Origin of the sequence: Aneurinibacillus sp. REN35 (assembly GCF_041379945.2) — a bacterium.
GTDB lineage: Bacteria > Bacillota > Bacilli > Aneurinibacillales > Aneurinibacillaceae > Aneurinibacillus.
This window is the reverse complement of sequence record NZ_JBFTXJ020000006.1, coordinates 57,961-70,263: the sequence shown is the minus strand read 5'-3', so window position 1 is coordinate 70,263 and position 12,303 is coordinate 57,961. Positions and strand designations below refer to the sequence as shown.

General features: G+C 39.6%; 16 protein-coding genes and 1 pseudogene. 11 read left to right on the top strand and 6 right to left on the bottom strand.

All coding sequences use genetic code 11. From position 1 onward, the window contains the following. Window positions 1–17: 17 nt before the first annotated feature. Window positions 18–224 carry a helix-turn-helix domain-containing protein gene (locus AB3351_RS12880; protein WP_371147543.1) on the bottom strand — a complete coding sequence of 69 codons (207 nt, stop codon included), beginning with the start codon at window positions 222–224 and terminating at the stop codon, window positions 18–20. A gap of 150 nt (window positions 225–374) precedes the next feature. Between AB3351_RS12880 and AB3351_RS12875 the strand changes: the two genes are divergently transcribed. After that, complete coding sequence (locus tag AB3351_RS12875) at window positions 375–683, top strand: helix-turn-helix domain-containing protein (RefSeq protein ID WP_371147542.1); 309 nt, start codon at window positions 375–377, stop codon at window positions 681–683. 60 nt (window positions 684–743) lie between these two features. Beyond that, complete coding sequence (locus AB3351_RS12870; RefSeq protein WP_371147541.1) at window positions 744–992, top strand: hypothetical protein; 249 nt, start codon at window positions 744–746, stop codon at window positions 990–992. Here the strand turns inward: AB3351_RS12870 and AB3351_RS12865 are convergent. Together AB3351_RS12865 and AB3351_RS12860 are read right to left on the bottom strand one after the other, a co-directional pair. Continuing rightward, on the bottom strand, window positions 976–1,110 hold the full coding sequence (locus AB3351_RS12865; RefSeq protein WP_371147540.1) for a hypothetical protein: 135 nt from the start codon (window positions 1,108–1,110) through the stop codon (window positions 976–978). The two genes, AB3351_RS12870 and AB3351_RS12865, sit on opposite strands and share 17 nt — an antisense overlap. A gap of 21 nt (window positions 1,111–1,131) precedes the next feature. Next, on the bottom strand, window positions 1,132–1,368 hold the full coding sequence (locus AB3351_RS12860; protein ID WP_371147539.1) for a helix-turn-helix domain-containing protein: 237 nt from the start codon (window positions 1,366–1,368) through the stop codon (window positions 1,132–1,134). A 152-nt stretch (window positions 1,369–1,520) separates the two neighbouring features. Between AB3351_RS12860 and AB3351_RS12855 the strand changes: the two genes are divergently transcribed. The 5 genes from AB3351_RS12855 (at window position 1,521) to AB3351_RS12835 (ending at window position 4,709) form a co-directional block, all read left to right on the top strand. Beyond that, window positions 1,521–1,916, top strand: a complete 396-nt coding sequence (locus tag AB3351_RS12855) for a helix-turn-helix domain-containing protein (RefSeq protein WP_371147538.1) — start codon at window positions 1,521–1,523, stop codon at window positions 1,914–1,916. Beyond that, window positions 1,913–2,173 (top strand): hypothetical protein, encoded by a 261-nt coding sequence (locus tag AB3351_RS12850; RefSeq protein WP_371147537.1) that lies wholly within the window; start codon window positions 1,913–1,915, stop codon window positions 2,171–2,173. Before AB3351_RS12855 ends, AB3351_RS12850 begins: the two co-directional genes overlap by 4 nt. A 112-nt stretch (window positions 2,174–2,285) precedes the next feature. Continuing rightward, a complete protein-coding gene (locus tag AB3351_RS12845; RefSeq protein WP_371147536.1) occupies window positions 2,286–3,818 on the top strand; it encodes a DUF4041 domain-containing protein in 1,533 nt (510 codons plus the stop codon). A gap of 75 nt (window positions 3,819–3,893) precedes the next feature. After that, window positions 3,894–4,403, top strand: a complete 510-nt coding sequence (locus AB3351_RS12840; protein WP_371147535.1) for an ImmA/IrrE family metallo-endopeptidase — start codon at window positions 3,894–3,896, stop codon at window positions 4,401–4,403. 201 nt (window positions 4,404–4,604) lie between these two features. Further along, window positions 4,605–4,709 carry a putative holin-like toxin gene (locus tag AB3351_RS12835; protein WP_371147534.1) on the top strand — a complete coding sequence of 35 codons (105 nt, stop codon included), beginning with the start codon at window positions 4,605–4,607 and terminating at the stop codon, window positions 4,707–4,709. A gap of 174 nt (window positions 4,710–4,883) precedes the next feature. Here the strand turns inward: AB3351_RS12835 and AB3351_RS12830 are convergent. Beyond that, window positions 4,884–5,276 (bottom strand): annotated as a pseudogene (locus tag AB3351_RS12830) (sigma-70 family RNA polymerase sigma factor); the annotation flags it as partial. 368 nt (window positions 5,277–5,644) lie between these two features. Between AB3351_RS12830 and htpG the strand changes: the two are divergent. Both htpG and AB3351_RS12820 read left to right on the top strand, forming a co-directional pair. Further along, on the top strand, window positions 5,645–7,522 hold the full coding sequence (htpG, locus tag AB3351_RS12825; protein ID WP_371147533.1) for a molecular chaperone HtpG: 1,878 nt from the start codon (window positions 5,645–5,647) through the stop codon (window positions 7,520–7,522). Between the two features lie 334 nt (window positions 7,523–7,856). Further along, window positions 7,857–8,507 (top strand): glucosaminidase domain-containing protein, encoded by a 651-nt coding sequence (locus tag AB3351_RS12820; protein ID WP_371147532.1) that lies wholly within the window; start codon window positions 7,857–7,859, stop codon window positions 8,505–8,507. 61 nt (window positions 8,508–8,568) lie between these two features. On the opposite strand, the gene AB3351_RS12815 is transcribed toward AB3351_RS12820, so the two are convergent. Both AB3351_RS12815 and AB3351_RS12810 read right to left on the bottom strand, forming a co-directional pair. Further along, complete coding sequence (locus tag AB3351_RS12815) at window positions 8,569–9,264, bottom strand: glycoside hydrolase family 73 protein (protein ID WP_371147531.1); 696 nt, start codon at window positions 9,262–9,264, stop codon at window positions 8,569–8,571. A gap of 266 nt (window positions 9,265–9,530) precedes the next feature. Next, the gene (locus AB3351_RS12810; RefSeq protein WP_371147530.1) at window positions 9,531–9,734 is read right to left on the bottom strand and encodes a cold shock domain-containing protein; all 204 of its coding nucleotides are present in this window, start codon (window positions 9,732–9,734) and stop codon (window positions 9,531–9,533) included. A gap of 595 nt (window positions 9,735–10,329) precedes the next feature. Between AB3351_RS12810 and AB3351_RS12805 the strand changes: the two genes are divergently transcribed. Next, window positions 10,330–11,376: a redoxin domain-containing protein gene (locus tag AB3351_RS12805; RefSeq protein WP_371147529.1), complete on the top strand. Its 1,047-nt coding sequence runs from the start codon at window positions 10,330–10,332 to the stop codon at window positions 11,374–11,376. Between the two features lie 142 nt (window positions 11,377–11,518). Then, window positions 11,519–12,268 (top strand): YqjF family protein, encoded by a 750-nt coding sequence (locus AB3351_RS12800; RefSeq protein ID WP_371147528.1) that lies wholly within the window; start codon window positions 11,519–11,521, stop codon window positions 12,266–12,268. Window positions 12,269–12,303: the final 35 nt, after the last annotated feature.

Below are 12,303 nucleotides of genomic sequence, written 5' to 3'. Positions count from 1 at the left end.
ACCCCCTTTCGGTGTGGTTAGGCTGATTGTTCTTCTTCATCCAGCAGCTCAGCTATGCTTACGCCGAGGGCTTTGGCAAACATCGTGATTTCATCCGCAGTAACTTTGCGTTGATTACGTTCGATGCGACTTATAAGCGTTTGATCCAGACCCGTTAATTGCCCCAACTCGCTTTGTGACATCTTCTTACTTTTGCGAAAGGCGGCAATTCTAGTTGCAATCATTGGAAGCTCACCTCCTGACTATATCTTAGAACTATTTAGCATAAAAATCAATATAAATTATGATTATTTATTCTATTTATTATTTATTACACTTGCTCCCCTGTTCTAGTAGTAGAATATTTAGTACAAAACGTTCTAAAGGGTGATCGTATGCAAATTGGTGATAAACTCCGTTCCTTACGCAAATCCAAAGGTTTAACAACATCCGAACTGGCAGACATGGTTAGCGTTTCACAATCTTATATAAGCCGTTTTGAAAACAACCGCGCTGTCCCAGATGTGGACATGCTTGCCAGAATCTTAGAAGCTTTGGGAACAAATATAGCCTCCTTCTTTGCAAACGATGATTCTCTACCACCAGAGTTAGACAAGCTTTTGAAGACAGCTAAGAAATTGACGCCTTCCCAGATAAAAGCTGTACAACATTTACTGGATGAGATGGTTCATCCTAAGAACTAAAGAAAGAGCATTGCGCCAGCCATCCAGATTTCCTATTTGATAAGAAAGGTGGTGAAATAAGTGGACACAAAAGATATAGATACGCTAGTTGCTAAAATTACTGAAGATTTGTATCCAGAAATATTTCCGCAATTTCAGAATGAAGCATATAAATTCATGGAAGAAGTCGAGCAAAGTTTTGGCGAGCGTTACACCGACAAAGAAGCTCTCATGAACCTCATCGCATACATGAGTTACCGCAGTATGTTGACGGGAGTTAAAATTACGCTTACAACGTTAAAAAAGGTTGATATTAATCCTTACGATTAGCCGTAATTCTCTTGACCGCCAACTGTACACTCTTCTTTAAAATCACATCATCAGCTTGGTGGTCGAGGCTATTTTTGATTGAATCAACAATTTCTTTAACAACCATCTCAATGTTCATGCTCTCACCTCCTTCCATGGGTTAGGCTGAGTTAGTTCTCGAATTGAGAATTTCCTCCTCAAAAAAAAGCGCTGTGACTTCTACACCCAGTATTTCAGCAATTAAAGGTACTTTGTCTGCATCAACACCTTTCTTGCCTAATTCAATTTCACTGAGAATAGAAGGTGATTTATAGCCTAGTTTCTTGGAAAGATGAACTTGAGTCATCCCTTTCTCAATCCGGATTTTCCTAATCATCTTCCCAACAACCTTACTCATGTACTCACCGCCTTTATTCTCGTTTTGTGAACTTCATATTTTTATTATACGTTCTCGTTTCGAGAATTACAAGCGCTTATTTCTCTATTCGAGAAAAAATATTCTCTAATAGTGAATATGTGATAAATTAGGAGGTGAAATAAGAGGTGATAATGTTGGCGAAAATGACGATAGGTGAACGTCTTAAGTACCTACGCGAAAAGAATGGATACGCTCAGAAATTCGTCGCAGAAAAAATTGGTGTAAAAAACAATACACTTTCCAGTTATGAATCAGATAAGCGCCAACCTGATTATGATACTCTTCAAAAACTAGCTGATTTCTTTGAAGTATCTGTTGATTACCTCTTTGGACGTACAGATGACCCATCACTAAAAAAATCCGAGAAAGAAATGAGCCTCTTCTTCTACGATGGTCTGGAAGGATTCGAAGACCTTTCACCTGAAGAACAAAAAGCATTCCACGAACATATGCGCGAGGAAGCTAAACAAGCCCTTGATTTGGTTAAGAAGTTGAAAAAACAAGGCAAAAAGGGTGGCTGGGTATGAGTAATGAATTGCTAAAGCAAATTCTTACTGAGTTGCAAGGAGTCAGAAACGAAGTTAAGCAATTGAAAGCAGAGATGAACCAACGGTTTGATGAACTAAAGGACTCCGTTGATCGTAAACACATCGAGAACATCAAAGCCGATGAGCTTATTCTCCGATCTTTAGACGAGACAAGAGAAAGTGTACGATTTGTAAACCGCCGCATTGCGGACACAGAACTTGATTTGAATGTGGTGAAAAAGTCGTTACGCCAATAACCCTGCCTATCCATTGGACAAGCAGGGCATTATTTTACGGTTCTCAGAAAATATTTCTATAAATGTAAAAGTATATGAATTTATATTGCGAAAAAATTGAGGAGCCCAACAAATGTATAAAGAAAAATGGTACCACTCACCCTGGGTTACAGGGCTACTGTTTGCTTTATGGATTTTAATAATTCCACCGATTATAGCAATCTTCCTTATTGTTCAGCGTACAAAAGAAAAAAATGAATCTCAGAAGCAGTGGGAAGAAAGTGGAATTCCCGATTTAATTAAGGTGAGAGCAGAGATTGAAAAAGTAGAAAACGAATACAAACAGTTATCCCAAAAGAAAGAATCTTTAATGAATGACTTAAAAGAGTTTCATCCTATCATCGATCTTAATGAGACAAAACAACGATTAGAACATCAACTCAATGATTTAACAACAAAAAAAGAAACCGTGCTGCATGAACTAAAGGATATTGCGTCTATAGAAAATTTAATTGACGCAAAGAAACAACTTATTAATTATATTGATGACTTAACAAACAAAAAACAAGACCTTTCAAGTCAGATTATTGACCTTAACCAAAAGGTCATTGTCCTAGAAGATGAGGCGCTAATGCAATCATTTGGATTTTATGAACCAAAATATGATTTTGAATCCTCCGAACTTTATTCAGCAAAGCTTGACGATATTCGCACAGAACAAAAACGATTGGTAAAAGAAAAAAGCGCAACGCACCATTCTTTAGAGTGGACTATAGGTAATGATAAGAAAAAGGGACGAGAATTTATACTAGATACAATAAAGTTAACGTTAAGGGCTTTTAATAACGAATGTGATAATATTATTATGAAGGTTAAATTTAACAATATTGACGCCAGTGAAAAACGTATCAAAAAAGTATACGAGGACTTAAATAAACTTACTGATATGCAACAAGTTTCTATTACCAGGGGTTATTTAGATTTAAAACTGGTAGAACTTTATTTAAAATATGAATACGAACAGAAAAAACAGGAAGAAAAAGAAGAACAGCAAGCGATTAAAGAACGTATGCGTGAAGAAGCTAAAGTTTTAAAGGAAATTGAAAAAGCAAAAGAAAAAATACAGAAAGAAGAAAATCACTTCCTACAAGCAATTTCAAAGGCTCAAGAACAGCTTCTTAATACTAGCGATGATAAAAAATCTGACTTAGAAGCTAAAATCAAAGAATTAGAGGAGCAATTAGCAACTATTCAAAAACAAAAGGAAAACGTTGATCAGCGAGAACAGAATACCCGAGCTGGCTATGTGTATATTATTTCAAACATTGGTTCATTTGGTGAAAATGTTTATAAAATAGGCATGACTAGGCGATTGGAGCCAATGGACCGTGTTAGAGAACTAGGTGATGCTTCCGTCCCGTTTACTTTTGATGTGCATGCAATGATTTTTAGCGATGATGCCCCTGCTTTGGAAAACTCCCTACACAAAGCGTTCCACCATAAACGAGTTAACAAAGTAAACGAACGAAAAGAATACTTCTGTGTTTCATTAAAAGAAATCGAAGATGTTGTTAAACGAAATCATAATAGAGTTGTCGAATTCACCAAAATAGCAGAAGCTCAAGAATACAGACAAACATTAATGATGAATAAACAAACAGCATAATCACATGAAGCCCTTCTCGGGCTCTTCTTTTTACACAAAAAATCAAACATACGTTTCCATCAGGGAGAGAACAAAATGTTAGAATACTATAACCAGGGACCAACCGAAACATGGATTGAACAGCTATATAAACAGAATGGTATTTTAACACCTGAAGATTTGAGCATCCAGAACCTGACCAAAGCCTTTTCTATTTTCTTATTTCCTACCTACGGGCCGACACGCGGCGTTGAAGAAGATGGGATACGCTTTATCTTAATGCCAGTTAATCTAAATAAATTTGAAATTAAGAAACGATTCTTTCATGAACTATGCCATATTTTAAAACATGAAGGGGACCAATGTATGATGCCCAAAATATGGCGCGATTTTATCGAAATGGACGCCAGGCGTTTCACCAATCTAGCGATGATGCCTTTCTTTATGCTGTGTCAATTGGAACCGCATGAGTGGCATCCGGCCCGGCTTGCAACAAAGTTCGATGTCTCATATGAATATGCTTGCGACCGGCTTGCCTATATCCATAATCGAATCGAAGCTAACTACATTGCTGAACTTGATAGGCTTAAATTTTTTTATCGTTAAAACAGAACAAACATTCCTATTACACACAGTTTATCCACACTATTCACATAACAATCTTGCAAATGCCGAAATAAAAAAGAGAAGGCTGTGTATAACCCTCTCTTCTATCATATATATTCATGTTATAATCATCTCGTACAATTGGATACGGCTCTCTCAAGGGTGGTCGGCTCATCCCCTGACGAAAGGGGGTGAAGCCTCATGGTGTCATACGAAGCATTGAACCTAGCAATTAACTTCGGTGTATTGCTACTAACGTTAGTTGGTGTTATCGTAGCTATCATGACACTAAACAAAAATAAATAGACCCCCTTGAGCCTCGGAAACTGAAGGAGAGGTCTATTTCTTAAACAAACCTTTTGAGCCGATTCCCTTGGGGAACCGTCTATTTGTACATCGACCGTTTGGTGTTCCAGCACCGAGCGGTCTTTTTTTATTGTTTACCGCATTGTATTATTATTATACCACGTGTTGTATTTTGTTCAACAAGCAGGATTTTGCTCTTCTTTCATGCACCACTATTGACATTAAAATCTCATTTTCAATACAACGTGCTGCATATGTAGCCAGCTTGGTGCCTTTGTTTTTCTTATAACTCTCGATTGCTTTAATGAGTCCGATTGTTCCGATGGAGATAAGATCTTCACTGTCTTCCCCGGTATTCTCAAACTTTTTAACAATATGCGCAACTAATCGAAGATTGTGCTCAATCAGCATATTCCGTGCATGCTTATCCCCCTCCGCCATCCGCTCCAAATACTTGTTCTCATCCTCTTCACTTAATGGTTGTGGAAATGCGTTGTTCTTAATATACGAAACGAACAGCATGAGATCCTTGAAAAACATCGTTACTACCGCCAGCAAACCTGCCATTACGGTCACCCCCAGATGATTTTCGCCTTATCTTCAGCCTATGAGTGTACCGCCTACCTTGTGCCTGTACGGTTCCTTAAGATGAGCTATTTTTTTATTATCTAGAAAGGCATAAATGCTCCTGTTTTTTTGCGCTGCTTTTCTGATTATGCAAGAGGCTGCTAGCGTGTTTCTTCCTTATTCCAAGTAAATGGTTCTCAAATATATTGACGTAAAACAATAGATATGCTATTTAAATGATTAGCACTCCTTATAATCGAGTGCTAATCATGTATCAGATTTTCTTATGAATGTAGCACAAGGACATAGCCGAAGCGTCTCTTCTGCTCGCTATGTTCATGCATTTTATATTGAAAGGAGAACGTACGATGGTAAAACAACAATTCAAGGCAGAATCTAAAAGACTGCTGGACATGATGATCAACTCCATTTATTCGCACCGAGAAATATTCCTACGAGAGTTAATTTCCAACTCCAGCGATGCGATTGATAAAATTTATTACACAGCGTTAACCGATGATACGCTGGAATTTGATAAGGACAGCTATTACATTAAGGTGACGGCTGATAAGGAAGATAGAATCGTAACCATTTCTGATACCGGCATCGGCATGACAAAGGAAGAGCTCGAAAATAACCTTGGTGTAATCGCTAAAAGTGGATCGTTAGCATTTAAAAATGAAAATGAAGCAAAAGATGGACATGACATTATTGGTCAATTCGGGGTCGGCTTTTATTCAGCTTTTATGGTAGCCGATGTTGTCACTGTGATCAGCAAAGCATTACGAAGCGATACGGCTTACCGGTGGGAATCCGCAGGAGCTGACGGATATACCATTACTCCTTGTGAGAAAGATACCGTTGGCACAGAGATCATTTTGAAGATAAAGGAAAATACCGAGGATGAGAATTATGATGAATTCCTCGACGAGTACCGCCTGCGGGCCATCATCAAAAAATACTCTGATTTTATTCGCTATCCAATCAAAATGGATGTTACAGGACAGCGCCTGAAGGAAGGCAGCGAGGAAGAGTTCGAAGAATATAAGGAAGAACAAATCATCAACAGCATGGTTCCTATTTGGAGAAAGAATAAAAACGAGCTTACCGCTGAAGATTACGAGAACTTTTACCTAGAAAAACACTACGGCTTTGACAAGCCGCTAAAGCATATTCATATTCATGTGGATGGCGCGGTTCGATATCATGCGATTTTATTCATCCCGGAAAACATCCCTTTTGATTACTACACAAAGGAATATGAAAAAGGGTTAGAGCTCTATTCAAACGGCGTACTCATTATGAGCAAATGTTCGGATCTGCTTCCTGACTATTTCAGCTTTGTAAAGGGTATGGTGGATTCCGAAGATTTATCCCTTAACATATCCAGGGAGATGCTGCAGCACGATCGACAGTTAAAACTAATCGCTAAGAATATTAAGAGTAAAATCAAAAGCCAGTTACAAAGCCTGTTAAAGGATGAGCGGGAGAAATATGAAGCATTCTACAATTCATTCGGCAGACAATTAAAATACGGTGTGTATAGCGAATATGGAAGCAATAAAGAGTTATTACAGGACTTACTGCTGTTCTACTCTTCCAAAGAGAAGAAGTTGGTAACGCTAGACGAGTATGTGTCCAGAATGCCGGAAGAGCAAAAGTACATCTATTATGCGTCCGGAGAAACATATGAACGAATTGAAAAATTACCGCAAACAGAGCTGCTTACAGAGAAGGGATATGAAATTTTATATTTCACGGAAGATATTGATGAATTCGCAATCAAAATGATCATGACTTATAAAGATAAAGAATTCAAATCTGTATCCAGCGGTGATTTAGGCATTGAAATGGAAGAAAACGAAAATGCGGACGCAGAAGCCAGTGAAAATAAGGACCTTCTCGAGCACATGAAAACCATACTATCAGGCAAGGTAAAGGATGTCCGCGTATCGAAAAGATTAAAGACCCATCCGGTATGCTTATCCACTGATGGTGAAGTCACCATAGAAATGGAAAAAATATTAAAGGCCATGCCTGGCAGCCAAAATATCAACGCAGAAAAAATTCTAGAAATTAATGCACATCATGAAGTATTTGCAGCATTAAAGAATGCATTTGAAAAAGATAAGGAAAAAGCAAGCCTATACACGAACGTACTGTATAACCAGGCGCTTTTAATTGAAGGATTGCCAATTCAAGATCCGGTCGAATTTACCAACGACATTTGCAAAATCATGGTATAGTTCTGTATCCATTACTTGTTCATAAGATAGCAAAGAGAAAGAGGAATGAAAGTGCATTCCTCTTTCTCTTTATGTAGAAATATATAACAGCACATATTTTTAAGTGCTTATAGACCTATAAACTTTATCGCAGCTTCATATTTTCAACAATAAAACCGATTAATTCTGCTGCTACTTTGTCTATTTTTAAAAAATATAAAACAAAAGATAGGATAATAGTGAAACTAAAGATAGAGAAGCGAGTCTAATTAAATGGTAGAATACAAGACTCTTAGCAGCCAAAGGAGGAAGGAGTACAACCGTTTGTCTTTACTAGGTATTGTACGAAAAAAATATGTTTAAAAAAATCACATTCACAGCTGTCGTTTTCGGCCTTGTGTACACAGGAGGAGTTCTGACCACTTCTAATCAATATAGCGTAGCCGCTCAAACCATCACACCCACTCACACTTCTCTCTCTCCATCCGTTCCACAGTTGAAAGGAAAGCAGCCGATTCTCGGCGCATCCATAGCAACAGAAGAACAAATGCTTGCCTATGCCCGCTCTGTAAATCCATTCTTTCCCGCAGAACTGCCTGCATTGTACATAAAGATTGGGAATACATACGGAATACGAGGAGATATCGCTTTTTGCCAGATGCTTAAAGAAACCGGTTACCATCGTTTTGGCGGAATCGTAAAGGCCAACCAGTATAACTATGCGGGAATCGGTGCCGTAGGAAATAGTAAAACGAACAGAGGAAACTATTTCAAAACACCCGAAGAGGGCGTACGCGCACATATTCAGCATTTATATGCGTATGCCAGCAAGGACAAGCTGCCAGCGAATGAGAAGCTGGTCGATCCGCGATTTAAATATGTGGCAAGGGGCATTGCGCCAAATTGGCAGAATTTGAACGGGAGATGGGCCGTTCCCGGAAAAGGGTATGGAGAAGAGATTCTCAATATTCATTCCAGAATTTTGAATACCCGAGTTGTGGAATAATAAGCTCATATAAAAAGCCGACATCAATTGTAATGTCGGCTTTTTATATATTCATTTTTTATTAACTATTCATCTTTTTCATCCCTGCTGATACTCGTACCTGATCCGCCAGACGACCGATCTCTCTCTTTTCTTCCGGTGTTGTGGCTGCATGCCACGCATCCTGTAGATAGCGAATGATCTTGCGCGCATCCTCCTGCCCTAAACCTCTCCCTTTCCTATTCTCTTCTTTCTTCGCCTTCCCCGATGAAAAACCGATCTTTGACAGCACACTTTGTGTAAGCGTATCTGTTATTTCTTCGAACAACGATACTCCTTTATCATACTCATACAGCTTATATTGCTCAATGATCTTCATCAGCTTTTCTGGATATTTCGGATCTGTCGCATATCCTGCCCTCCAGACTTCCACACACGCTTCACGCCAATTCCTACCAACCACTTTAGCGTATCTGGGCTTTAGGAGAAGCTCGGTATGATCCCGAATCGATTCACTAAAATGATTATACTTTCGAAACCCGGATGTCTTCATATATCGCTGCCCGTGCTGATACTCGGCTGATTCAATATGATATGTACCTGCCGGACCCGTTCCTTTAATACCAAATAGATTTTTGGCCTCTCTTGTCAGCTTAGATCGCCCCCAGCCAGACTCCAAAATTGCCTGAGCTATGATTAGGGAAGCGGGAATACCGGAATACTTCTGTGCCTCTATCGCAGCAGTCCGAAGCGATGCAATGAATTGTTGCTGTTCCATACGTACGTCCCCCCGATAAACTAGATCATTCTATATCCTGCATGATACTTTTTTTTACTTGAATCGATGTGGATACTACTCTTATTCCACCTCTTCTCCTCAGAAAAACCAGAACAGACATTCGTTTATCCACAGACTTACTCACACTATTCACAGAAATCCTATCCTTTATACGAAAGAATACAGAGGAAAGCAGCATATGTGGATAAATAACAAAAAACCTGACCATATAAACGGTCAGGTTCTGTGTATAATTCAGTATTGAATTACAGTTTTACAACGTTTTCAGCTTGAGGGCCGCGATTTCCTTGCACGATTGTGAATTGAACGCGTTGACCTTCATCCAAAGATTTAAAACCATCACCTGTAATTGCGCTGAAATGAACGAAAACATCGTTGCCTTCTGCAACTTCGATGAATCCGAATCCCTTTTCCGCATTAAACCACTTAACAGTTCCTGTTGTTTGCATATAAAAAACCTCCAGAATCATTTTAATATGTCACTTCTATTTACTGAGCAAATAAAAAATTCACATATCACGAAGAATATTGGTAACGGAAGCAATAATTCTTAGTGATATGTGAATTATGAACTTCAATAGTGATATTAGTGTTAAGTTAGCAATCAAACCAAAACATACATGCTAAAATTTTTGAAACCCCAAAACAACGAAAGCCCTACCTCTCTTCCATCCTTACGGCTCCGATGACCGTGCCAGTGTGAATTGCGTTCATAAAATAACAGCCAGTAATCATTATCGTCATTTTCCTATGAGCTTATACGTGGAAATCGTGAGATGAGACATGATAAAGATTAGAATTTCACGTTTGGAGGGAAAAGGTTTCACACAATATGGAGGTTTATGTTTCTCAAACTGTTCCCATAGTATATAAAACTTTACATAGAAAGTCAAATTTGCTCATGATGAAAGGAATGATATACTGATAATACCGACAAGGGTATAACAAAGCGAATTACTATACAAAACCATCATGGCTACTGAGCCATAGCCCCGACATGAAAAGAGGGCGAGCAGGATTTCACTAAGGAAAAGGAGGATCAGCTTGGATACATTACAGATTGGGCCTTTTTTGTTGCAATGGTCATGGTTGCTTCTTTTTTTATCCGGAGGCACCGGCTTTTTATTGCTACACTTCCGTCTTAAAAACACAGGGGAAGCACGAAAAATCATAATGGATGCATTCATAAATGCGCTCATGATCGCAATTCTTACTTGGAAATTCAGCCATGTTCTTTTCGATCCCACAATCCTTCTCTCCAACCCCCTTGGCTTACTATATTTTAATGGAGGACAAAAAGGGGTATGGATAGCAGTACTTGCCGTGCTGTTCTATTTTTTCCGTCATATACGAAAGTCAGGAATTGCGCCTATTCTTTATGCATATAGCCTTTTTGCTGGTATTACAACAGCAGTTGCCGCTTATCAAATGCTGCTGGCTCTATATACAGGAGAGCAACGTATCATCCATCTTGCTTATAGCGTATTTTTTCTTGGTCTTTTTGTCTGGGGGGATCACAGATTCAAACAAGCCCGCTCACCTAAGGAGCGCATGGAGCGTATGAAAACCATTGCTGTTGCAGCGGTGCTGCTTTCGCTTATAAGCTTCGGAATCTATGAGCGGGTTGGGCAATCAGCTTCGATACAGGATACACAAGCAGGTACTACGGTAGGTCTTAAAAAAGGAGACATCGCTCCGAACTTCACCCTTACCACACTGGATGGACAGACGCTAGAGCTAACACAGCTACGCGGTAAGAAGGTACTGCTTAATTTCTGGGCAACCTGGTGTCCACCATGCCGTGCTGAAATGCCGGATATGCAGAAATTTTATCAGACATATCAAAACCAAGGTATTGAGGTCGTGGCAGTCAACGTAACAAAAACTGAGACGAGTACTGACAGTGTGCAAAATTTTGTGCAAGACTACGGTCTTACTTTTTCTATTCCGCTCGATGTGAAGGGGGAGGTTTCTTCTCTATTTGAAGCTCATACGTTTCCGACAAGCTATCTGCTTAATGAACAGGGAAGAATTGTAGAAAAGCGTGTAGGTCCAATGAATTACGATCAGATGAAACGGTTTGCAGAATAATCATCATAAAAAAATACGGCCGCCCTGGGTGAGGGACGGCCGCGTGGGGATGGGTTGTCTAGTTATTTACTACCCGAATGTTTCGATAATTAAACATGAATTGTCGGCATAGTTGCCGATGGAATTCGAAGGAGGAACCAACTTGGACATCCTGCATGTAACCCAGCATCGCCCATTTTCGCTGCCCACCAAACCGTGGGTTATGACGCAAACATGGAATCATCTTTTATTTGCCCATTGGCCGGTCTCTGTGTCATATATTAAAGAGTTCATTCCTTCTCCCTTGCATGTGGACACACTTGACGGATTCGCCTGGGTCGGTATCGTTCCCTTCGATATGAGTCATATTCGCTTGCGCGGCCTTCCTCCTATTCCCGGCACCAGCAGTTTTCCAGAGATTAATGTACGAACCTATGTCACCTACGATGGCAAACCCGGTGTTTTTTTCTTTAGCTTGGATGCTGCCCACCTGCTCGCTGTCATTGCTGCAAGAAAGCTATTGTCTCTTCCTTATTATCGAGCGCGTATTGATGTAAGGCTAACCGCAAAGGAGATCATCTACCATAGCCATCGCATACATCGACCTTCTTATCCAGCTTCTTTTCGAGCACACTATACACCAACATCAGATGTATTCTACGCTTCTCCCGGTTCTATGGAACAGTGGCTAACCGAGCGGTATTGTCTCTATACGTACGACGACCGCTATATATACAGAGGAGATATCCATCATACGCCTTGGGAGCTACAGCATGCTGGTGCAGATATTGTCCATAGTTCCATGCTTGCACCCCTACGCTTTCCTTTAGCGAAGGATCAGCCCATCCTGCATTATGCTAAAAAGAAAAAGGTAGTAATCTGGCCATTCGTGCGAGTTACTACGCTTGCATAAATCAAGCATGTTCATACAAAAAGAGCGCAGGTTGC

Excerpts from the sequence above, each read along its gene's own strand:
- AB3351_RS12860 (WP_371147539.1), bottom strand. The coding sequence starts at position 1,368 with ATGAGTAAGGTTGTTGGGAAGATGATTAGGAAAATCCGGATTGAGAAA.
- AB3351_RS12850 (WP_371147537.1), top strand. The coding sequence starts at position 1,913 with ATGAGTAATGAATTGCTAAAGCAAATTCTTACTGAGTTGCAAGGAGTC.
- AB3351_RS12845 (WP_371147536.1), top strand. The coding sequence starts at position 2,286 with ATGTATAAAGAAAAATGGTACCACTCACCCTGGGTTACAGGGCTACTG.
- AB3351_RS12880 (WP_371147543.1), bottom strand. The coding sequence starts at position 224 with ATGATTGCAACTAGAATTGCCGCCTTTCGCAAAAGTAAGAAGATGTCA.
- AB3351_RS12865 (WP_371147540.1), bottom strand. The coding sequence starts at position 1,110 with ATGAACATTGAGATGGTTGTTAAAGAAATTGTTGATTCAATCAAAAAT.
- AB3351_RS12810 (WP_371147530.1), bottom strand. The coding sequence starts at position 9,734 with ATGCAAACAACAGGAACTGTTAAGTGGTTTAATGCGGAAAAGGGATTC.
- AB3351_RS12840 (WP_371147535.1), top strand. The coding sequence starts at position 3,894 with ATGTTAGAATACTATAACCAGGGACCAACCGAAACATGGATTGAACAG.
- AB3351_RS12835 (WP_371147534.1), top strand. The coding sequence starts at position 4,605 with ATGGTGTCATACGAAGCATTGAACCTAGCAATTAACTTCGGTGTATTG.
- AB3351_RS12855 (WP_371147538.1), top strand. The coding sequence starts at position 1,521 with ATGTTGGCGAAAATGACGATAGGTGAACGTCTTAAGTACCTACGCGAA.
- AB3351_RS12875 (WP_371147542.1), top strand. The coding sequence starts at position 375 with ATGCAAATTGGTGATAAACTCCGTTCCTTACGCAAATCCAAAGGTTTA.
- htpG (WP_371147533.1), top strand. The coding sequence starts at position 5,645 with ATGGTAAAACAACAATTCAAGGCAGAATCTAAAAGACTGCTGGACATG.
- AB3351_RS12820 (WP_371147532.1), top strand. The coding sequence starts at position 7,857 with ATGTTTAAAAAAATCACATTCACAGCTGTCGTTTTCGGCCTTGTGTAC.
- AB3351_RS12815 (WP_371147531.1), bottom strand. The coding sequence starts at position 9,264 with ATGGAACAGCAACAATTCATTGCATCGCTTCGGACTGCTGCGATAGAG.